Raw genomic sequence first — 22,749 nt, 5'->3', positions numbered from 1 at the left:
CGGGCCCGGGACTTAGCACTGGGTAAAATAATCGTCATCTATATCTCTTTGTGAAACAAAGTTTGTCACAAGAGTTGTTTGCGGTATGTTGGCAGTGACGGCTGACACGACGAGATCCTCGCCGTGCTCGAACACGGTCGTCCGTCAACACATTGGAGTACGCCCATGACAACGAAGAAACCAGCGACGTTCCTCGCGCTGGCTGGCACCGCTGCGCTCGTGGTTGCTGGTCCCGCGACCCTCGCATCCCCGCCAACCCCGGCGGACACCCGATCCGACCCCGGTGCCGCAGCCTCGTCCCTGCCGGTCGGTGACGTCGATACCGCGCTCACCTCGAAGAGCGGACAGAACAGCCAGGAACCTCAGACGCCGACGACCGATCAGGTCGACCCCGCCGCAGTCGTCACTATCGTCGTTCAGCTTGACGAGGCGGCTGACCGCGCGGCGTCCCTTGCCTCGATTAACGAGGCCGTGGCCGGTGTGTTCCCGGGTTCCTCCGCCCAGGTGGAACGCGAGTACGATAAGGCCCTCAAGGGATTTGCGTTGAGCGCGCCCGCGGGCTCTCTCGACGCAATCCGCGGCGTGAGCGGCGTGAGCGCCGCCTTCCTCGATCGCGACACCCACGTCGATGGCGTCGACGACCAGGTTGCCGGAGAGGGCGCGACGAACTCCTCGCGCACCTCCACCCAGGACCCCGCCAACCTCAGCGCGCAGCTGATGATGCACGCCGACCAGATCACCCAAAAGGGTGATGGCAAGGTCGTCGCCGTCATCGACACGGGCGTGGATATGACGCACCCCGCGTTCGCGGGGGCCCTGCATGGAACCCCCGGGCTGTCCGAGGACAAGGTGCAGGCCCTGACCCCCCAGCTGGGCGACGGCAAGACCGGCAGCTACGTGTCGGAGAAGTTCCCCTTCGCCTACGACTACGCGGATAACGACCCGGACGCCTCGCCGACCGGAGAAGCCGGATCGCATGGCACGCACGTCGCCGGCATCACCGCGGGCAACGCTGGCGAAATCGTCGGCATCGCCCCCGACGCGCAGATCATCGTCGCCAAGGTCGCGCGCAGTAGCAACGGTGGCATCCCGGACTCGGCGCTGCTGGCCGCCCTCGACGACATGGTCGTCCTGCGCCCCGACGTCATCAACCTCTCCCTCGGCCAGACCGGCGGCATGGACAACGAGGCCGACTCCATGTACGCGACCGTGTTCAAGAGCCTCCAGCAAGCGGGCGTGACCGTGAACGCGGCAGCCGGTAACGAGTACACGGCCGGCTACGGAAACCTGTCCGGCAAGAACCTGCCCTTCGCCTCCGACCCCGACTCCTCCGTCCTGTGCGAACCGGCGTCCTACTCCTCAGTCGTGTCCGTGGCCTCGGTCGACAACTCGCTGACGCACAGCGCCTTCACCGTCGGCGACCGCGACATCGCCTACCAGCGCGCCGGTGGGGCCGACGGCCAGAAGATGCCCGACCTGTCTGACCTGACCGGCGGCCCCTTCGAGTACGTCGATGGCGGCATCGGTTCGCCCGAGGACGGCCAGGCCCTGAAGGCCAAGTACCCCGAGGGCCTCGCGGGCAAGATCGTGCTGGTCAAGCGCGGTTCCCTCACCTTCCAGGACAAGTTCAACAACATCGCCGGCTCCAAGCCCGCCGGCTTCATCGTGTACAACAACGTGCCCGGTGACTCGCTCGTGGTCATGAGCCTGGCGACGGACGGCGTGCCGGCCGCCTTCATCTCGCAGGCTGACGGCGAGGCCATGCTGGCCGCCGCCGACCGCCACCTGAGCGTCGTCCCCGGCAAGGTCGTGCCCCCGAGCTCGAAGTACTCCATGTCGAGCTTCTCCTCGTGGGGCGTGTCCCCCGATCTGCGCCTCAAGCCCGAGGTGAGCGCGCCCGGTGGCAACATCTACTCGGCCGTGCCTGGCGGCAACTACGAGTTCATGTCCGGCACGTCGATGGCGACCCCGCAGATGGCGGGCGTGAGCGCCGTCGTCCTGCAGCGCGTCCAGGCGGACCCGCTCTTCGCCTCAATGACCGACCGTCAAAAGGTTGATGTCGTCCAGAACCTCATCATGGGCACGGCGGCCCCCATCGTCGACCCGCTCCAGGACACCGGCGCCCCGTACTCCCCGCGCAAGCAGGGCTCGGGCTTGACGAACGTCCTGGCGGCCACGACCTCGTCGGTGTACCCGACGGTTGTGGGTGCCCCCGAGCAGTCCCGTCCCAAGGCGGACCTGGGGGATGGCACAAAGGGCTGGCACTTCGACGTCACCCTCCACAACCTCGGCGCGGCGCCTACGACCTACGAGCTGAGCTCGCAGGCACTCTCCGAGATTGTTGACGGTGGGTTCTTCACCGGCCACTCCGCCGATTGGCGAGGCAAGGGCGTGGACATCGCCTACTCCGGCGCGGCCGTGAGCGGCACCGATGAGGGCGCGACCATCACCGTTCCCGCAAACGGCGAGGCGACCGTGGGCGTCGATGTGACGCCTCGCGCCGCTTTCGACTCCTCCGTCGCGCAGAACACGCCCAATGGCACCTTCCTCGACGGTTTCGTGCGCTTCACTTCGAAGACCGAGTCCCAGCCTGACCTGAGCGTTCCCTACCTTGGCTTCTACGGCGACTGGGGCAAGCCCGCGATCTTCGACGCCCTCGCCTCCGAGGGCGGGGCTCACACGCTCGCCTCCTGGGTCTACAGCGGCACCACGGGCCAGCAGCTGGGATACAACCCCCTGGTCAAGGACGCTGATCGTATCGGACTGCCCAGCCCGAGCAAGAACATCATCTCTCGCTCGGACGCCTCGGGTGCTCCGACGGTTCTCGAGCCCCGCACGGGTACCCTGCGCAGCGTCCACACGCTCAACGCCGCGTATACGAACGCCGCAGGAGACACGGTCGCTTCCTTCACGCGATTCCTGAACTGGAAGTCCGCGCTGGATTCGTCCGGAAAGATGACGTGGGTCGAGCAGGGGCAAGATCCGCTGACCCTGGATGCGCGAGCAGACGGGTTTAAGGATCTGCCGGACGGTGAGTACACGCTGACGTTGTCGGCTCATAATGATGGGCCTTCGCAGGCGGGGCAGTCGGTCTCCTATAGGTTCCGTCTCGATACGGTGGGGCCGGTCGTCTCTGGTGTGACGTACAGCGGAGAAGGTTCCGAGACGGTTGTGTCCTTCGATGTCACGGACTCCTCGCCTCTGGCGGGCGTTGATCTGCATGACCCGGCTGATGGCCTGTGGTTCTACCGCCACGTTTTCTCCGACAGTGAGGGTGATGTTGGTGCTGATGGGGTGTATCGGTACCACGTGGAGATCCCCTTCGAGACGATCTCCCGGTCCTGGACCGAACAGGGCGGCGCGGGCGACGTCGTCGCCCACCCCTACGTGCTCGCCTGGGACTACGGGCTGAACCACTCCGAGGCCGTCACGCTGGACTTGCCCTCCGATAACCAGGGTGCGTGCACCCGGCCCGATGGTGGTCACTGGGTCAGGGACGGTGTCGGCTGGTGGTACCAGTGTGTCGACGGTAGGGGCTACCTCGCGAACGGTTGGTATTCGATCAACGGTTCGGACTACCTGTTTGGGCCGAGCGGCTACATGGCGAGCGGCTGGCTGAAGCGTGCGGACGGTCAGTGGGTGTATGCCGACTCCGATGGTGTGCTTGTGAGTGGTTGGGTGCGCGATGGCTCCTGGTACTACCTGGATCCGGCCACGAAGGTGATGGTGACTGGGTGGCTCAACGACCGGGGTACCTGGTATTACCTGGGTGGTAGCGGTGCGATGGCGACCGGTTGGGTCAATGACGGTGGTACCTGGTATTACCTGGATTCTTCTGGGGCGATGCGTACTGGTTGGCTCAACCAGGGTGGTACGTGGTACTACCTGGGCGGTAGCGGCGCGATGGCCACCGGGTGGGTCAACGTGGGTGGCTCCTGGTACTTCCTGTCAGGAAGCGGGGCCATGCAAACAGGCACCCAGACAATCGAAGGCACCACATACGTCTTTGACACAACGGGTGCGTGGATTCCGTAAGGCCATCCCACTCGCGTTCGTTGACGCGTCACTCCGGGCCCGGGAACGTTGCTATGTAAGCGTTCCCGGGTCCGGGCCTTGTTTGGGCGGTGCCACATCCGATCGTTTCCCACTGTGGACCGATGTTTGTCATCGCACCCACATGCGGTATTTTGAATGTGGCGGCCGGCACGGTGGAGCCTCCTCCGCATACCCATACGGTCGCAGGTCAACACATTGGAGTACGCACATGACAACGAAGAAACCAGCGGCGTTCCTCGCGCTCGCCGGGTCCCTCGCGCTCGTAGTCGCAGGCCCGGCCACCCTTGCAGCGCCGCCTGCTCCTGCCGCCCCCGAACCGCCCCCGGCTTCGTCTGTGCCTGTGGGTGACGTCGATACCGCGCTCACCTCGAAGAGTGGACAGAACAGCCAGGAACCTCAGGCGCCGACGACCGATCAGGTCGACCCCGCCGCAGTCGTCACTATCGTCGTTCAGCTTGACGAGGCGGCTGACCGCGCGGCGTCCCTTGCCTCGATTAACGAGGCCGTGGCCGGTGTGTTCCCCGGTTCCTCCGCCCAGGTGGAACGCGAGTACGACAAGGCCCTCAAGGGATTTGCGTTGAGCGCGCCCGCGGGCTCTCTCGACGCAATCCGCGCCGTGAGCGGCGTGAGCGCCGCCTTCCTCGAACGCGAGATTCCCGTGAACGACACCGCCACCCTCAACGACGAAGGGGGCATCGAGGCGCCCAGGCTCGCCTCCCAGAACCCCGATAACCTCAGCGCCCAGCTGATCATGCACGCCGACCAGCTCACCCAGAAGGGCGAGGGCAAGGTCATCGCCGTCATCGACACGGGCGTCGAGATGACGCACCCCGCCTTCTCCGGCACGATGCGGTCGACCCCCGCGCTGACCGCGGAGTCGGTGGCCGCCCTGGCGCCCAGGCTGGGTGCGGGGAAGACCGGTGTCTACGTCAGTGAGAAGTTCCCCTTCGCCTACGACTACGCCGACTCCGACCCCGACGCGATGCCGAGTCCGGGTGACTACGGCTCCCATGGAACCCACGTCGCCGGCATCACCGCGGCAAACGCCGACCAGATCGTCGGTATCGCCCCCGAGGCGCAGGTGATCGTCGCGAAGGTCTCGCGCAGCGTCGAAGGGGACATCCCCGACTCGGCGCTGCTGGCCGCGCTCGACGACATGGTTGTCCTGCGCCCCGACGTCGTGAACCTCTCCCTTGGCCAGCTCGGCGGCATGGATAACGAGGCCGACTCCGTCTACGCGACCGTGTTCAAGAGCCTGCAGGAGCAGGGGATTACCGTCAACGCGGCGGCAGGCAATCACTACACCGCCGGATACGGCAACACCTCGGGGAAGAACCTGCCCTTCGCCTCCGACCCCGACTCCTCGACCCAGTGTGAGCCCGCGACCTACTCCTCGGTTGTCGCCGTGTCTTCCCTGGATAACCTCCTGTCCTACAACGCGTTTAGCGCCGCCGGTAAGGATATTGCCTACCAGCGTTCGCGCGGGTTCAACGGAGAGAAGGCCGCCGAATTGACGGACCTGGCTCCGGGCAGCTACGAGTACGTGGACGCCGGTTTCGCCTCCGAGGAGGACGCCGCGGCCCTGCGGAAGAAGTACCCCGAGGGCCTGGCGGGGAAGTTTGCCCTGGTTTCGCGCGGAAAGATGACCTTCCAGAAGAAGATCGAGAACCTTGCCCCGCTCAAGCCCGCGGGCATCCTCGTCTACAACAACGTTGCCGGGGACTCCCTCATGATCATGAGCGTGACGACCCTCGACGTGCCGGCCGCCTTCATCTCGAACGAGAGCGGCCAGGCGATGCTGGAGGCCGCCGACCATCACCTGACCCTCGTCGAGGGTAAAACCGTGACGCCGAGCGCCAAGTACTCGATGTCCGACTTCTCCTCGTGGGGCGTGACCCCCGATCTGCGTCTCAAGCCCGAGATCACCGCGCCCGGCGGCAGCATCTACTCCGCCATCCTGAACGGCAAGTACGACCACCTCTCCGGCACGTCGATGGCGACCCCGCAGATGGCGGGGGTGAGCGCCGTTGTCCTTCAGCGCGTCCAGGCGGACCCGCTCTTCGCCTCGATGACCGACCGTCAAAAGGTGGATGTCGTCCAGAACCTCATCATGGGAACAGCGACTCCGGTCGTCGACCCCGCCCAGGACACCGGCGCCTACTATTCTCCGCGTAAGCAGGGTGCGGGCCTCGTTGATGCCCTGGCGGCGACGACCTCGTCGGTGTATCCGACGGTTGTGGGTGCCCCCGAGCAGTCTCGTCCCAAGGCGGACCTGGGGGATGGCACGAAGGGCTGGCACTTCGACGTCACGCTGCACAACCTGTCGGGTGTGGAGGCCACGTATGAGCTTTCCTCACAGGCCCTGTCCGAAAACGTTGCCGACGGCTTCTTCAGCGGCAGCGCCACCAACTGGCAGGGCAAGGGCGTGACCGTCACGTACTCGGGCGCGGCCTCTGCCTCGGGCGCGGGTGCCACTGTCACCGTCCCGGCGGGCGGCGAGGCGACCGTGGGTGTGGATGTTGCTCCGGGTGGGGAGTTTGCCTCGTATGTTGCGGATAACGCGCCTTCGGGTACTTTCCTGGATGGTTTCGTGCGTTTCTCCTCGCGCGCCGCGTCTCAGCCGGATCTGAGTGTTCCCTATCTGGGGTTCTATGGGGATTGGGGTAAGCCCGCGATCTTCGACGCGCTGGCCTCGGATGGCGGAGCGCACACCTTCGCGTCGGGCATCTACAACGGCACCACGGGCCAGCAGCTGGGATACAACCCCCTGGTCAAGGCCGAGAATCGCACCGGGGCTCCCAAGGCGGATCGCTACGTGATCTCCCGCTCCGAGGCCAGCGGCGCTCCCACGGTCCTGGCACCCCGCACGGGTACCCTGCGCAGCGTCCACACGCTCAATACCGTGTACGCGAATGCCGCCGGCCAGACGGTCACCTCCTTCGCCACCCACCAGGCCTGGAAGTCCGGTGTCAACCCCGGCACCGGCAAGATGACCTGGGTGGAAGACGGCCACGAGCCCACGACCCTGGACCTGCGTTCCGACGCTTTCAAGGATCTGCCCGACGGCGATTACACGCTGAAGCTGTCCGCCCACAACGACGGGCCCTCGCAGGTGGAGCAGTCGATCTCGTACGAGTTTCGTCTCGATACGGTGGGGCCGGTCGTCTCTGGTGTGACGTACAGCGGAGAAGGTTCCGAGACGGTTGTGTCCTTCGATGTTGCTGATTCTTCGCCTTTGGCGGGTGTTGATCTGCATGACCCGGCTGATGGCTTGTGGTTCTACCGGCATGTTTTCTCTGATGGTGAGGGTGATGTTGGTGCTGATGGGGTGTATCAGTACCACGTGGAGGTTCCTTTCAAGGATGTTGATGCGGCGTGGACCGATCAGGGTGGTTCCGGTAGTGTCATCGCTCATCCGTACTTGCTGGCGTGGGATTACGGGCTGAACCACTCCGAGGCTTTGACTCTTGACCTGCCCAGCGATAACCCCGGCGCGACCGATGGGTGCGTGAGTCCCGATGGTGGTCACTGGGTCAGGGATGGTGTCGGCTGGTGGTACCAGTGCGCTGATGGTGCGGGCTATCTGAAGAATGGTTGGTTTAGCATCAACGGGAGTGATTACCTGTTTGGGCCGAGCGGCTACATGGCGAGCGGCTGGCTGAAGCGGGTGGATGGTCAGTGGGTGTATGCCGATTCCGATGGTGTGCGTGTGAGTGGTTGGGTGCGCGATGGCTCCTGGTACTACCTGGATCCGGCGACGAAGGTGATGGCCACCGGCTGGGTCAACGTGGGTGGGGCCTGGTACTACCTGTCGGCTTCCGGCGCGATGGCCACCGGCTGGGTCAACGTGGGTGGCGCCTGGTACTACCTGGATTCTTCTGGGGCTATGCGTACTGGTTGGCTCAACCAGGGTGGTACGTGGTACTACCTGGGCGGTAGCGGCGCGATGGCGACCGGGTGGGTCAACGTGGGTGGCTCCTGGTACTTCCTGTCAGGAAGCGGGGCCATGCAAACAGGCACCCAGACAATCGAAGGCACCACATACGTCTTCGGACCGGACGGCGCCCTGCAACCCTAGCGGTTACCGGTTCGGCTGAGGGCCCGGGGAGTGCGGCGCTGCGAGCACTCCCCGGGCCCTCCCGTTGCCCGCCGCGGATCGCGCTCAAGCGGATCGCGCCGCAGGCGCGCTCCTGCGGTATGTTGGAGGAAACGGGAGGACCCGCGCGTCCCGTCACCTGCGGAGTTCGCCCGAGACCACAGAGGGGTGCACTATGTCCATGAAGAAACCAGCCGTCCTCCTGGCGGGCGTCGGAACGTGCGCGCTCGCGCTCGCCAGTTGCTCCTCCCTGGCATCGCAGGCACCCGCCGCCCAGTCCGATCCGGCTGCGCTCTCCGGCGCCGACGCACAATCGCCGCAGTCCACGCCGCCCCCCGCCTCCTCCCTACCGACGGGCGACACCGACACCGCGCTCACCTCGAAGAGCGGCCAATCCTCGCAGAGCGCTCCGAGCGCTCCGGCTGCCGACACGGATCCCGCGCGGCCCGCCGTCATCATCGTCCGCCTCGAAGAGGACGCCGACCACGAGGCCACGCTCGCCGCCATCAACGAGGCCGTCGCCGGGGTCTATCCGGGCGCGTCGGTCACAGTCGAGCGCGAGTACAAGAACGCCCTGCAGGGCTTTGCGCTGCGCGCGCCGGCCGGGTCTCTTGAGGCGATTCGCGGCGTGAGCGGCGTGAGCGCCGCCTTCCTCGAACGCGAGACGTACGTGCAGTGACGCCGGCTCGGGGCTCTTCCCGGGGCGGTAGGAGGACACATCGGACCGCAACATCCGTCACGCGGGGCACTGCGGATGGGTGCCGCCGTCAGATCTAGTTGCTTCAAATTGAGGCAAAATTAGAAGCAACTAGATGTTTGCGTGAACGGAGCAATGATGAAGGCGCGTGTGCCGCCGCCGTATCGCCTTGCTGAACTGCGTGAGCGCGTCATCGCCAGTCTGGGGGCATGGACGATGAGCACCGTCGTTCCATCATCTTCGCTCTCGCTGGAGGTTTGGATGATCCGAAGTATCATCCCGTGGGAGTATTACGTCCGTGCTGAGCCTGTGCCAGAGGGGCTTACTCGCGAGGCGCGGTGGTGCGCGGTGCGAAGCTCGGGCAGGCCGCAGGAGAAGCGGTCCGGGTCCTCGCCCAGTCGGCCTAGATGAGGTCCTTCTTCTCCATGTACTTCATCGCCAGCCAGCCGAAGGGGATGCGCCCGTAGAAGGTGACGAGACGGTACAGCAGGGCGGTCGCGATCGCGACGGATGAGGACACGCCCGCGACCGTGAGGCCCGAGGTCAGGGCCGTTTCCACCGTGCCGATGCCGCCGGGCGAGGGGATGAACGAACCCGCCGCATTCGCAGTCAGATACGTGATGGCCACCGTCGAGAAGTTCAGCGAGCCGCCCATGGCGACCATCGCCGTCCAGAACGACCCCACGTAGCCGATGTTCATCAGCAGGTTGCCACCGACCACGGCGGCCAAGCGACGCGGCTGACCGATAATCCACAGGAGACGCGGATACACCTGCTGCCAGGTCGGCTGGATCTTCGCCCAGATCCAGCGGCGCACCTTCGGCACCGCCACGATGACGCCGACCGCCACCATGACGACGGCGACGACTCCGAGGATCGTCCCGTAGGGCACGGACACCGACAGGGACGAGCCCGCGATCACCATGACGAGGAGCAGGAGGACGATTGTGATGATGGCCTGCGAGATCTGCATGAGCGTCACCGTCGTGACCGCCATCGCTGTTGGAATGCGGCGCTTACGCAGGTAGCGCAGGTTGAGGGCGGCCGGCCCCACGCCGGCGGGTGCCACGATCGTAATGATTGACGCCGCCACCTGAGCGACGAGCGTGTCCCTGAAGCGAAGCTTCTCCGGGGACAGGGCGATGAGTGGGACTGTGGAACCGACCCAGATGAGGCAGGCCAACACGGCCGAAGCAGCCATCCACCAGGGGTTAGCACTGGTGACCGTCGAGACGATGTCTTTGAAGTTGAGCGACCCCATGACGACGAAGACCGCGATGAACAGGACGGCGACCGTGAAGATAGTGCGTGGGCGGAAGCGCTGCAGGTCCGCGGTAGCCGTCGTCTCGTCCTCAGAGTCCCCCACGAGGGCCGCGCGCAGCTCGCTCAGCAGGTCCGATCGGCGCAGCATCTGGTTCACTGACGCGGGAAGCACCGGCTTCTGGATGACCGGCGCACAAGCCGCCAGGGTCTCCTCGCCGACGCAGCGTCGGCCGGCCGCAAGCGCCCGGTCCGGGCCCACCGCGAGAGCGGTGAGAACCAGCATCTGGGCGATGTCGATCGACTGGTTGAGCTCCGTCGTCGCCACCTCCCCGGCGTCCCAGTCCAGCAGCCACACGTCGGCGGAAGAGTCGACGACGACGGCGTCGGGGGTCAGCGCTCGGTGAGAGATCCCGCGGGAGTGAGCCAACCGGAGCTGCTCCCACGCCCGATCCAAGACGTTGTCCGTGACGTCCTCGCCGAGGGAGGTCAGCGGGGTGGTGACGGGCAGCGCGGAGAGTACCACGACGATGGAGTCAGACGCCGCGGCAATACCGATCGGTTCCTGAGTGAATACCCCTGCGCGCAGCGCCTGCAGCGCGGTGAATGATGAGCGCTCCGCCTGGGCCTTCATCGAGGGGGACACCCAGCGGCTAATTCCCCGCAGGCGCAGGTTGTTCCACATCTCCTGCAGGGTTCCCGTGAGCTCCTGGCCGAGGTCCATGACGATGACTTCATAGGCGAGGCCCGCATCGCTCCAGACCTGGTAGTGGCGGTGATGATCGGGGTCGGGGCGCCTGGTCACCGTGACACCCATGTCGCCCAGGTCCGCGGGCATCTGAGTGAGGCGCCCGCGCGAGTTCTCGGCGATAGCCCAGGTGGACAGGGGCTCTTCGGAGGTGTCGAGGTCCGAGCGCACGATGCGAGAGGGAGTAATCCCAATCCCAAGCAACGCCTCCACGAGAGCGCTGCCGGTTGCGCGCTGGTCGTCATAGCCCATGATCCATCGGGAGCCGGATCCGAAGGCGCGACCGAGGAAGACGGAGATGAAGGCGACGGGAAGGGTCATGAAGGAACGCAGAACACCGAGGATCAGGATGATCCACAGTCCCGTCCATCCCCACCGGATCGCGCGCATCGACTGGGCTTCTCCCGCCGAGGTGAAGAGGGCGCACAGCGTCACGATCACGAGGTTAATGGCGATCACGATGCCCGTCTGCGAGCCCTGCGTGGCGATCGCCCGATCAACGCTGAGGGGAACGGTTAGCTCGGCGGGGAGCAGACCCGTGAGGATGATGATGATCCAGCCACCGACCGCCGCAATGAGGCTTGTGACCAGCACCTGGATGATGGCCTGGAGGCGTCGTCGCAGGGCGAGGGAGACGATCACCAGGATCGGGGTGACCAGGACGATGAGGCCCTCGATGATGCTGACGGGCAGCAGCAGCATCTGTCGAATGACCTGGAAACGCAGGACGTCCAACGTCACCCCGCGCGTGGTGGCGCTGGCGAGCGTGCCGATTGCCCAAATCAGGACGATCGCGACCAGCGAGATGACGACGTCAACGACGTCCTCTCGGCGGCGACGCACCGCGCTAACCCGATCGGCGATGTAGACGGGACGAGGAAGGCGAAGCCTGCGAGCGGAACCCTTCTCCTCGGGCACCGCGGCCTCGGGCTGCTGCGCGGACTGCGCTCCCGCCGGGGTTTCGTCGGCGGGGGAGGAGACGTCGGGCGGGGCGGGCGCCTGCGCGGGAGCGACGGGACGAGGGGGTTGTTCGGGCGTCGGGGGCTCGGGGGCCGAGGCCGCGGCGGGGAGGGACGCAGCCTGAGGGGGAGCGACGCCGCCGGGGACGGACGGCGCGTCGATCACCTGGGCGGGAGCGAAGACCAGCGTGGTGGCCTGCGAGGATGGCTGGGGCGGGGCGGGAGAGGGGGCCGAGGGCGCCTCCTCCGCGTCCATCATTCCCATCAGAGCGTCGACCCCGGACCCGGATGGATCCTCGGATGAGGACGGCACGAACAGCAGACTCGTGTCCCCGACCGGAGTGTCGTCGTGTGAATCCTTGCGCTTCCTCATGCTGACCATCCTATATTCGCGGTCAAGAAAGGTAGGGTTAGGGGGATACATTCCCAGCAGAAAAGGGCCCTATCGTGACCTGGTCGACACTCGTGAGCGCATCGGATCCGTCGATGCTGCACACCGTTATCGAGTGGTTCAAAAATCCCGAGACCCTTCTCGTCGCCATGGGGCCGTGGGTCCTCTGGGGAACGATGTTCATCGTCCTCATCGAGTCAGGGGTCCTCTTCCCCGTCCTGCCGGGCGAGTCCATGCTCTTCACCGCCGGACTCCTGCACGATCGCCTCGGCCTGCACCTGCCGACGCTGATCGCCCTGGTTGTCGTCGCAGCCTTCGTTGGCGCCCAGATCGGCTACTTCCTGGGCGCCACGTGGGGGCGCCGCTTCTTCAAGCCCGACGCGCGCGTGTTGAAGACGAAGCACCTAGAGAAGGCCGAGCACTACTTCACGAACTACGGTGGGCGCTCGCTCCTCATCGGGCGCTTCATCCCCTTCGTGCGCACGTTCATCCCGATCGCGGCCGGCATTGCCCGCTACCCCTACCCGAAGTTCCTCGCCTTCAACACCCTGGGTGCGCTCATCTGGGGAGCGGGCTTCATCCTCGTGGGTGCGCTCCTGGGCAACGTTCCCTTCGTCCACGACAACCTGACGCTGATCCTCGCCGTCATCATCCTGGTCTCTGCCACGCCCGTCCTCATCGAGGTCATCGGCAAGCGTCGCGCCCACGCCGACAAGGAGTAAGAGCGTGTTCGCCTGGTGGATGCTGCTCCCGACCCTCCTCGCCATGATGGTGGCCCTGGTGCTCCCGGGCTTCATGTGGCTGCGGGCGGGCGTGCGTTCGTCCCTGGTGGGAGTCGGCGCAGCGCCCGCGTTCACCTTCGGGCTGGTGACCGTTCTCTCCGTGGCATACCCCGCCCTCGGTATCGAATGGGAGCGTTCGAGCGTCCTTCCCGTCCTCGGGCTCAGCGCCCTGGGAGGGGCAGGGGCGTGGAGCCTGAGCTACTTTCGTCGAACCAACGGGGGATTCTCCCTCAAAGGCCTGACCTTGCGCGAGGCCATCGGCGTGCGCGTCCCCATCGGCGGCGCCCAGGCGGCGATCCGCGCGGCCACCTGGGGCGCGATCCTCGTGGGCTTCCTGCTGGCCGCCTGGCCGCTCGTCACCGTCGCACACCCCGCGAACCCGGTCCAGCAGTGGGATCCGACGTTCCACCAGAACGGCGTCCACGCAATCCTCTACGGCAAGGACGCCAGCCCCTTCGGCGGGCTCCACGAGCTCTACGGAGGGCGCCGCGTCTACTACCCGACGGGATGGCACGCATTCGTCGCCCTGTTCTCGCGTTTTGACTCCGTCGTCCAAACTGCCAACGTGTCCTCACTTGCCCTCATGGTCGTGTGGGTCACCGGCCTGGCCGCCCTGGTGTCCGTGCTCACCTCCTCGCGCTCGGCGATCATCGCCGCCCCCGTGATCGGCGGCGCGCTGCTCAACATGCCCGCCGACGCCCTCACCATGTACAACCAGTGGCCCAACGCGACGGGCACCTCCCTGGTTCCCGGCCTGGCCGCACTCGCTATCCTCGCCGGACGCCGACTTGGGGAGGACGTGCGCGGCGGGCAGGGGCCTCGGGCCTTCACGCGCCGCATCCCCCAAGGCATCTTCCTGCTGATCGGGTGCATCGGCCTCGTCGGGTCCCACCCCAGCGCGGCCTTCTCCATCCTCGCTTTCCTGATCGCCCCCCTCCTTGCCTCGCTCGCGTCCCTCGCTCGACGCGCGTTTGGGCTGGGAAGACGTGGCCGCGTCGCGGCCCTCGCCTGGGCCGGCGTCGGCGCGGTGGTCGTCGCCGCGCCCCTGGCCGCGTTGTCCTCCCCGAAGATTCAGGCGATGGGCATGTACAGGCGCGACGGAAGCAGCTGGAGCGAGGCATTCTCCCACGCCTTCCTGCCCTACCCGCCCTTCTCTCCCACGTCCGGCATGACCCAGTGGTCCCTCGTCCAGCTCGGCCTCCTGATCGTCGGCATCGCCGTGACCGCGGGCCTTCACACCCTCCTGCGTCGCCCGGACCCCCTGGAACAGGCGGCGTCGGCCGCCGGCCTGGACGTGCGAGGCGAGGAAGACGCCGCGTCCGTGAAGGATAGCGTGGCCCGAGGCGGGGTGTGGGCTTCCCTCCTCGAGGAGGCCGCGCCGGTGGCGCACTGGCCGCTCGTGTCATACGTGATCCTGGCGTTCCTCACAGGCCTGGCATACGCGCCCAATTCTGCGCTGCGCACCTTCCTCCTCGCCCCCTGGTACAAGGATGCGCGGCGCATCATGGGGGTTGAGGACATCGCACTGACCGTCCTCATGGCGGTCGGTTTCGCGGCCATCGTGCGCCTCATCCACGCCGCGTGGACCACATCCCTGCGCAGGATTCTGGCCGAGCGCGGCGTCCACGAGGAGGTCGAGGCGCCCCGATGGCCGATCCAGGTCGGAGTGGGTGCTCTCCTCCTGGTGCTGTCGGGCCTGGGCGCCATCGACGCGCGAAACGCGGCGGTCGCCTCCGTCTACGATCCCGGCCGCCTCGGAAAGCCCGGCATGGCAAGCCTCGGAGAACTGTCCATGCTGCGACGCATGAAGTACACGACCGCGCCGGACGCGCTGATCGTTGGCGACCCCATCGCGGGCGAAGCCTACGCCGAGATGCTGGCGGGACGCAAGACCGTGTTCCCGCAGCTGAGCACCGTCAACGCCGACAGCGCCTCCCAGAAGGTGCTCACCCACGGGTTCCGCAACATCGCGACCGATCCGCAGGTGTGCGAGGTCGTGCGTCGGCTCGGCATCACTCACTTCTACGAGGAAGAGGACGGCGCCTACTACAACTTCATGCGTTCGACCCGCCACCCCGGTTTCTACGGCGTGGACACGTCCTCCGGCTTCGAGCTTGTCGACGCGGGGGGCACCGCGAAGCTGTGGAAGATCACCGCGTGCGGCGACGTGGTCCCCGGGGGAGGTGCGCGGGCCTTCGAATAGGGCAGCCGCGCGATTGGCCACATTGACACCTTCGCGCATCGGTGGGTACGCGCCGCTCGGGCGCCTGTCGATACCCTTACAGCATGACGACGAACATTCCCGGCCCCCCTCCCGCGGGCGACAGGCTACGCATCGCGTTCCTGGGCCCATTCGGCACCTTTACCGAACAGGCCGTTCACCAGGTTGCGCCCGCCGGCGCGCTCCTTCTTCCCATGACGAGCGCCCCGCATGCGCTCGCGGCGGTACGCCGAGGCGAGGCCGACCGGGCGGTGGTTCCGATCGAGAACTCCATCGAGGGTGGCGTCAACGCGACGCTGGATGCCCTCTCGCACGGCGACCCCCTCGTCATCGTCGCCGAAATGCACGTGCACGTGGTGTTTCAACTGGCGGTCCTTCCGGGCACCAGGCCGGAGGATGTTCGCCGGATCGGCACGCACCCGCACGCCTGGGCGCAGTGCCGAGGCTGGGTGGAGGAGACGTTCCCGGGCGCGATTCACGTTCCGGCGACCTCCACGGCCGCCGCTGCGGAACTCCTGTCGGATGGGGATGCGTCCTTCGATGCCGCCCTGTGCAACGCGGTGTCGGTCTCGACCTACGGCCTGGAGGCCATGTTCAGCGACGTGGCCGACAACCCCGGTGCCATCACGCGCTTCGTGCTCGTGGCGCGCCCCGGCGCAATCCCTCCCCCTACCGGGGCGGACAAGACGACGATTCAGGTGGCGCTGCCCGTCAACGAGTCGGGTGCGCTGCTGACCCTCCTGGAGCAGTTCTCGGTGCGCGGGGTGGACCTGTCGCGCATCGAGTCGCGTCCCAGCGGGGACGGCTTGGGCAACTACACCTTCAGCATTGACATTGTGGGGCACATTCGGGAGGAGCGCGTCCAGGCCGCCCTGGTCGGCCTGCACCGGTATTCACCGGAGGTGCGTTTTATGGGATCCTATCCGCGCGTCGACGGAGTGCGGGCATCGGTCGCCCCCGGAACCAGTGACGAGGCCTTCCACGCGGGGCGCGCGTGGGTGGCGGACCTGCTGCGCGGCGGCGACGGCACTGGCAATGCGGGCGGCCACGCGCCGTCCTGGCCGCTGGCCTGACCCCGCATCACCGCGCTCCACGGGCACATATTGGGCAGGTTCGCGCTAGATATAACAGCAGTGCGCGAGTCGCGGGGGCATGGCAGGCCTCCTATCTCGTGCAATGCCACGCTCAGCAGCGCAGTGCCACTAGGCAACAAGCTCATTCGCGTCGCACGCCGCTCCATAGCACCCCGGCAAGCTTCCATCCGAGCCAGACCCGGCAGGCCTGCACCGGTTAGGGAGTGTTGCACCAGTTAGGGCGCGTTGCACCACCTCCGAACTGGTGTAATACCCCGCTAAGTGGTGTAGCACTACCAAGTAACAAGTCAACACGCGGGCATTCCGCGGAACGCCTCTGAAACGCCCCATCTCACTGTCCCTCAGCAGACAATCATGCTCCACACGAGGATCAACAGGCACCACAAGCCTCCCATTCCTCGGACTTCTCAATCGATGTCCAAGAACGGGAGGCGGTTCAAAGAGGATGAGTGTGCGGCGCATCCTGATGGTCGCGGGGCGATGAGTGGCCCCGGGGGCGCAAAATTGTCGAATGGAAGTTGATCTGATCCAGCACAATTACGCACGAGTCGTGTCTTTTTGCTTGTGTGACCATCGTGACAAGTGTTGATTTGCGCTTGCACAAACCCCTAGTAATTCGGTGATGGCTCTGTGGGGCTCGCGAACCGTACTCAGCTCGGCAGGAGCTCCATCCACGTGCGCTCGGCGGGAACCGCAATGTCGAGTGCTCCGGCCTGCATGCGGATGTGCATGGTGTGGGCGACGCCGATCGGATCGCCGTCCACCTGACACACCTGGGCCTCGTCGGCGGTCACGGACGCGCCCCGGGCTTGCCGGAAGGCGAGGGTGCCCGTCGATAGGGGCAGGTTGACCGGGCGCAGGCCGATCAGCTGGCCGAGCATCTTCCAGGTCACGTTCGCCCAGCCGAGCAAACCCGCCTGCGCGTCCACCGCGACGACGTCGATGAGGCCGTCGGAGAGGTCAGCGTCGGGGGCCAGCACCAGGACCTTGAGTTCGCCGGCGTTGGCGAACATGACGGAGCGAGCCTCCACGCTCGTCACCTCGTCCCTGCGCCGAGACTTGTCCTCGGGGCAAGAAGGCTGCGCCGGGTCGACGAGCGTGCCCGAAATCTGGTCCCCCACCCCGAGCGGGTCGGCCGCCGCAGTGGTGGGGGCGTGGAGGGTCAGATGTGCCCTCATGCGCGGGACTCCCATTGCCCCCAGGCCCGCCCACACGTAGGCGATCCACCCGATGCGCTTCTTCAATTCGCTGTCCGTGTCCGCCATCGTCGCCCCGTCGTAGCCCATGCCCGCGATCACGAGGCACGCGTACTCGTCGGCGCGGGGTTCTCGCCGTGAGGTCGAGGCGCTCGTGTCGGTCGCGTGGCTGTCCTTCGAGGAGCGTGCGGATGCGCGAAGCCCCCCCTCGGGCGGTAACTTCGAATCCTCGAGGATCCCCTCGACCCGCACCCACGCGAGATCGACGCACCGGTGATTGGCTCCCAGTGCCACCGCGAGGGCGTGGGCGGGGTCCTCGGGAATCGACAGGTTTCCTGCCAGGACGTTCCCCGTTCCCACGGGGATGATTCCCATGCGCACGCCCGACCCTGCCATCCCGGCCGCGACCGCGCGCACGGTCCCGTCCCCACCCGCGGCGATGACGACTGACGCACCCAGGTCGAGTGCGCGCACAGCCTGACCGGTGCCGGGGTCCTCGGGCGTGGTTTCGAGCCAGTGGACGTGGTCGATTCCAAGGGTTGCCGCCTCTTTGTTGATGAGGTCCTTGAAGGCCTCGGGGTTGGCGTGCTTGGAGGGGTTCATGATGACCCACGGGCGCGGGCGGCCACGCGATGGGTCGTCGGCCGAGGCGGGGACAGCCAGCGCGCGTCTCCTGCGGCGCCGACGCGTCAGTGTGGTCGCCGCGCGAGCAACTCCGATGGCACCCACGGCACATGCCGCGCCCAGTATCCAAGCCGATGCGTCCATGTGTATAGGGTATCGCTCCAGCCGGGGAACAAGCTGTGGATTGGCCGATGAATGCTGATTCGTCGTCCTTCGGCCCGGCTCGGCGCCGTCGGTGCGACCGTGTGTCGAAGTTATCCACACGGTTATGCCCCAAGGGTGGATAACTATTCAGTAATCCTGACCTGCTGGTCGGGAAAGTGGGGGCGCCGGTTCTCGCCGCGAGCGTCTGTGCCGGTGGACGAGGGGTGTGGCGTATGCCAGGCGCGATAGAATGTGAGTGTCGCCGTGCCGGTGGGCGGGCTGGGGCGGCGGCTGCACCGACGTGAGGCCCCCGGGGTCGCCCGGGCTGCAAACACCCGGCGGAGGAACGGGCCGCCTGGGGAGCCCGCGCGATCCTCCTCCTTCCCCCGCCCTGCGGTGGGGGACACGGCGCGGTCACCTGGCATAGGATGGACCCATGATTGATGTGCGTGCCCTGCGTGAGAACCCCGAACCCGCCCGCGCCTCCCAGCGAGCCCGCGGAGCCAACCCCGACCTCGTCGACGAGATCATCGCGGCCGATGCGAAGCGCCGAGAGGCCCTGCAGGCCTTTGAGAACCTGCGAGCCACCCAGAAGGAGGTCTCCAAGTCCGTGGGCCGCGCCTCGAAGGAAGAACGCCCCGCAATCCTGGCCAAGGCCAAGGAACTTGCCGAACAGGTGAAGGAAGCCGAGGGTCGCGCGGGCGCCGCCGACGCCGAGGCTGACCGCCTGGCTCGTCTGCTCCCCAACCTCATCGTCGACGGCGTCCCCGTGGGTGGCGAGGAAGACTTCGTGGTCCTGCGCCACGAGGGTCCCACCCCGCGCGACTTCGCCGCCGAAGGCTTCGAGGCCAAGGATCACCTGGCCATCGGGGAAGGGCTGGATGCGATCGATACCAAGCGCGGGGCGAAGGTCTCCGGCGCGCGCTTCTACTACCTCAAGGGCATCGGTGCCCGCCTGGAGCTGGCCCTGATGACGATGGCCATGGACCAGGCGCTCGCCAACGGCTTCGTCCCGATGATGACCCCGACGCTGGTGACGCCCCAGGTCATGGGAGGCACCGGCTTCCTCAACGAGCACTCCGACGAGATCTACTACCTGCCCGCCGACGACCTGTACCTGACCGGCACGTCGGAGGTGGCCCTCGCCGGCTACCACGCCGACGAGATCCTCGACCTGAGCGGCGGCCCCAAGCGCTACATGGGCTGGTCCACCTGCTACCGCCGCGAGGCCGGCTCGGCGGGTAAGGACACCCGCGGGATCATCCGCGTCCACCAGTTCAACAAGGCCGAGATGTTCAGCTACTGCCGCCCCGAGGACGCCGCCGAGGAGCACCAGCGTTTCCTTGCGTGGGAGGAAGAGATGCTGGCCAAGGTCGAGCTGCCCTATCGCGTCATCGACACGGCGGCCGGCGACCTGGGCACCTCCGCCGCCCGCAAGTTCGACTGCGAGGCGTGGCTGCCCACCCAGGAGCGCTACATGGAGGTCACGTCGACCTCGAATTGCACGACCTTCCAGGCCCGCCGGCTCGGTATTCGCGAGCGCCGCGAGGGCGGCATGGCTCCGGTCGCCACCCTCAACGGAACGCTGGCCACGACCCGCTGGATCGTCGCCATCCTCGAAAACCACCAGCGCGCCGACGGCTCCGTCTACGTGCCCGAGGCCCTGCGTCCCTACCTGGGAGGACTCGAGGTCCTGGTCCCGGTGGCGTGATGACCCATGAGCGCTTCCTGACGGTTCCCTCCTCCGGGGAGGCCGCGCGGCCCTTTGCGATCCTGTGCGACGAGGCCGAGGCCGCGCTGCCCCCCGGCTTTCCCGCTGACGTCTCCCAGGTCCTCGTTGCCCTCGATATCGACGGCACGATCCTGACACCCGCCGGTGCGACCGAGCGTGTCCTGGAGGGCATCCACGGCCTGTCCGCCGCGGGTGCGCAGGTGGTCATCGCCACGGGCCGCGCGCTCGAGGGGGTCACCCCCGTCCTGGAGGTCCTGGACTTCACGGACGGGTGGGCGCTGTGCAATAACGGCGCGACCCTCGTTCGGGTCAGGGGCGGGGACTGCGAGATCGTCGAGGAACACACCTTCGTTCCCGGTCCGGTCCTGGCGGAGATCGCCGGCGCCCTCCCGGAGGCGGTGTTTGCCTCGATGCCTCACCCCGACACGCTGCTCTCCGCGCCCTTCCCCAACAACGAAATCGAGGGAACCGACCGTCGCGTCGTGTCCATGGAGGAGCTGGCCTCCACGCCCACCCCGAAGGTCGTCGTGCGCGAGCCCGGCATGGACCGCGACCACTTCGAGTCGGTCCTGGCCTCCCTCGCCGTGGCGCGCACGCACGAGGTCTTCGTCGGCTGGACATCGTGGGCGGACATCGAACCCAAAGGCGTGACGAAGGCCAGCGGCCTGGAGGAGCTGCGAGTCCGCCTCGATGTCCCCGGCGCCGGGACGGTCGCCGTGGGGGACGGCACCAACGACATCGCGATGATCCAGTGGGCGGCCTTCGGCGTCGCCATGGGCGGCGCGTCGGCCGAGGTGCGCTCCCACGCGCGCCACGTGACCGCGGCCGTCGAGAATGATGGGGCCGCCGCCGTCATGCACGCCCTCATGCACCGCTGCGGGGGGCGCTGAGCCAGTCGCCCATGATCGCGAAAGCGCGGTCCAGGTCCCCGACCTGGCAATGCTGCGCCATATCCGGATCCTGCACCTCGTGGAACACCTCCACGTCAAGGCTGGCCGCCCCCGCAAGGATGCGACGCACGTCGGACAGGCGTGTGATCGGAACGTACTGGTCCGCGTCTCCCGCCATCACCAGGCAGGGCTGGCGGATCATGCCCGCCAGGGGCTCCATCGTGTACGCCCCCAGCGCCCGCAGCACGTCGCTGGGCCTGCGCAGCCCCGTCAGGGTGCGCGCCTGCTGCAGCTTCCATGCGAGGTCGGCGCTGGCGCGCGGGCCGATCGACATCGCGGCGTCGATCAGCCGCGCGGGGCGTGCGCGCTCAACTATCGAGGCCGCGAGCGGGCGGATAGGCGCGGGCAGAGGCATCGTCAGCCCGTCCAGCAGTCGGTACATCATGTCGAAGGCAATGACGTGGCTGATGCGCGGAACGTGGGCTGCGGCTCGCATCACCAGGTAACCCCCGAAGGATAGCCCCAGGGCTGCCGCGCTCGTCAGGTCGAAGTAGTCCAGGACCGCGTTCGTTGGGAGCTCCCAAGCTGGCTCCAGAGGCATCCCGGCCAGCGCCGTGTGCCCCTGACCGGGGCCGTCAAAGGTGATGATGTCGAAGGGGCGGGAAGAAAAGTGCTCCGCGAACCCTATGATCTCCTCCGCATACCCGTCGAAGCCATTCATCATGACGAGGGTGGCAGGCGCCTCGGGGAAGCGGGAGCGGTCCGCTGAGTCCGCCTCCCAACGGATCGCTGTGAGTGCCGCGTCGCCGTAGGGAATCGTGTGTCGGCTGAGCGCCAGGTGAGCGTGGGAGGCGTCGAATTCACGCGACATGGCGTCGATGAATCGGCGCTTGCGCGGGTCGTGCTCGGGCAGGTAGAAGGCGGCTAGAGAGTACAGGCGCCACGCGGCCGCCGCGTCACCCGCTGAATCGAAGCGCAACGCCAGGCGCTCGGCGAGCTGCGTGATCTGGCGAGTGCTGCGGATGCGGGGAAGGACGCGTGTCAATCGATCCATGCCCGGCCGATCCAGAATCGGGCCCAGGGAACGGTTCAGCTGGAGGTCGAACTGTTGGTTGCCGGTGTAGTGCGTGAACATGCTTCGAGGATAGAGCGCTTGGCCGAATGGCGAAAAGCACAATGACGGATGGAGTGTTCGATACCGGACAGCCCATCCGGTATGCGTAGGATAGCGACACGGATGCAGAGACATTGATCGGAGAAACATGTTCTTGCGAGCGGCCGACAAGCACGGACGAGACGCCGAGAAAACCCTTGACCTGCGCATCCGCAAGACACGGCGCGCGATCCGATCCGGACTCGTCGCCGCATGCCGCGCCAAGCCCTACGCGCGCGTGAGCGTCACCGACATCTGCAAGGCCTCCATGGTCTCGCGCACCACCTTCTACGACCACTACACCGACAAGAATGCCCTTCTGGCCGAAGTGGTGTCCTTCCTCCTGGAGGACATCACGCCGGCCATTGAAGAGATGTGGCTCGGCGGGGGAGACGGCGTCGCCGTGAGCCGACACCTGGCCGACTTCTACGCCCGCAACGGGCACGCCCTGACCACGCTCCTGTCCGTTCACGGGGACGGAGACTGCGACCTCGGCGAGCGGCTGCGCCAGATGTGCCGGTCCGTGTTCAAGCGGTGGGCCGCCGGACGCATTGACGACCATGTCCTGCCCCTGGCCTCGGACATCTACGCCTCGGTCGTCCTTACCCTGATCGAGCGCGGATCCGCCAAGCCCCTCACGGACGAGGAGCTCGCCGCGATCGACCGTGCCCGCGAGCTATTCATCGGCAGCTTCGGCGCTCAGTAG

Annotated in this window: 12 protein-coding genes; 9 read left to right on the top strand and 3 right to left on the bottom strand. The window is 66.8% G+C overall.

Features of this window, described 5'->3' with window-relative positions:
* Positions 1 to 165 precede the first annotated feature (165 nt).
* The 3 genes from NQK35_RS07920 to NQK35_RS07910 all read left to right on the top strand — a co-directional run bounded on the left by NQK35_RS07920 (position 166) and on the right by NQK35_RS07910 (position 8,831).
* Positions 166 to 4,035, top strand: coding sequence for a S8 family serine peptidase (locus tag NQK35_RS07920; protein WP_257113803.1), 3,870 nt, complete (start codon positions 166 to 168; stop codon positions 4,033 to 4,035).
* A gap of 229 nt (positions 4,036 to 4,264) precedes the next feature.
* A complete protein-coding gene (locus NQK35_RS07915; protein ID WP_257113802.1) occupies positions 4,265 to 8,134 on the top strand; it encodes a S8 family serine peptidase in 3,870 nt (1,289 codons plus the stop codon).
* A gap of 199 nt (positions 8,135 to 8,333) precedes the next feature.
* The gene (locus NQK35_RS07910) at positions 8,334 to 8,831 is read left to right on the top strand and encodes a hypothetical protein (protein ID WP_306456008.1); all 498 of its coding nucleotides are present in this window, start codon (positions 8,334 to 8,336) and stop codon (positions 8,829 to 8,831) included.
* Positions 8,832 to 9,252: 421 nt separating this feature from the next.
* Here the strand turns inward: NQK35_RS07910 and NQK35_RS07905 are convergent, their stop codons facing one another.
* A complete protein-coding gene (locus tag NQK35_RS07905) occupies positions 9,253 to 12,189 on the bottom strand; it encodes a lysylphosphatidylglycerol synthase transmembrane domain-containing protein (RefSeq protein WP_257113800.1) in 2,937 nt (978 codons plus the stop codon).
* 113 nt (positions 12,190 to 12,302) lie between these two features.
* Here NQK35_RS07905 and NQK35_RS07900 point away from each other — a divergent pair, with 113 nt between their 5' ends.
* The 3 genes from NQK35_RS07900 to pheA all read left to right on the top strand — a co-directional run bounded on the left by NQK35_RS07900 (position 12,303) and on the right by pheA (position 16,283).
* Positions 12,303 to 12,929, top strand: coding sequence for a DedA family protein (locus tag NQK35_RS07900; RefSeq protein WP_009212932.1), 627 nt, complete (start codon positions 12,303 to 12,305; stop codon positions 12,927 to 12,929).
* A 4-nt stretch (positions 12,930 to 12,933) separates the two neighbouring features.
* A complete protein-coding gene (locus NQK35_RS07895; RefSeq protein WP_009212933.1) occupies positions 12,934 to 15,192 on the top strand; it encodes a DUF6541 family protein in 2,259 nt (752 codons plus the stop codon).
* 83 nt (positions 15,193 to 15,275) lie between these two features.
* A complete protein-coding gene (pheA, locus tag NQK35_RS07890) occupies positions 15,276 to 16,283 on the top strand; it encodes a prephenate dehydratase (RefSeq protein ID WP_257113799.1) in 1,008 nt (335 codons plus the stop codon).
* 671 nt (positions 16,284 to 16,954) lie between these two features.
* Here pheA and NQK35_RS07885 read toward each other — a convergent pair.
* Positions 16,955 to 18,268, bottom strand: coding sequence for a diacylglycerol/lipid kinase family protein (locus NQK35_RS07885; RefSeq protein WP_257113798.1), 1,314 nt, complete (start codon positions 18,266 to 18,268; stop codon positions 16,955 to 16,957).
* 436 nt (positions 18,269 to 18,704) lie between these two features.
* Between NQK35_RS07885 and serS the strand changes: the two genes are divergently transcribed.
* Both serS and NQK35_RS07875 read left to right on the top strand, forming a co-directional pair.
* A complete protein-coding gene (gene serS / locus NQK35_RS07880; protein WP_009212936.1) occupies positions 18,705 to 19,979 on the top strand; it encodes a serine--tRNA ligase in 1,275 nt (424 codons plus the stop codon).
* Positions 19,979 to 20,890 carry an HAD family hydrolase gene (locus NQK35_RS07875; RefSeq protein WP_257113797.1) on the top strand — a complete coding sequence of 304 codons (912 nt, stop codon included), beginning with the start codon at positions 19,979 to 19,981 and terminating at the stop codon, positions 20,888 to 20,890. Before serS ends, NQK35_RS07875 begins: the two co-directional genes overlap by 1 nt.
* Here the strand turns inward: NQK35_RS07875 and NQK35_RS07870 are convergent.
* Positions 20,865 to 22,025, bottom strand: a complete 1,161-nt coding sequence (locus NQK35_RS07870) for an alpha/beta fold hydrolase (RefSeq protein WP_257113796.1) — start codon at positions 22,023 to 22,025, stop codon at positions 20,865 to 20,867. The genes NQK35_RS07875 and NQK35_RS07870 overlap by 26 nt on opposite strands.
* 127 nt (positions 22,026 to 22,152) lie before the next feature.
* On the opposite strand from NQK35_RS07870, the gene NQK35_RS07865 reads away from it, so the two are divergent.
* The gene (locus NQK35_RS07865; RefSeq protein ID WP_257113795.1) at positions 22,153 to 22,749 is read left to right on the top strand and encodes a TetR/AcrR family transcriptional regulator; all 597 of its coding nucleotides are present in this window, start codon (positions 22,153 to 22,155) and stop codon (positions 22,747 to 22,749) included.

The sequence above is a fragment of the Schaalia odontolytica genome (assembly GCF_024584435.1).
In the GTDB taxonomy this organism is placed as follows: domain Bacteria; phylum Actinomycetota; class Actinomycetes; order Actinomycetales; family Actinomycetaceae; genus Pauljensenia.
Note: the sequence above shows the minus strand (reverse complement) of the source record. Positions and strands in the feature narration are given on the sequence as shown.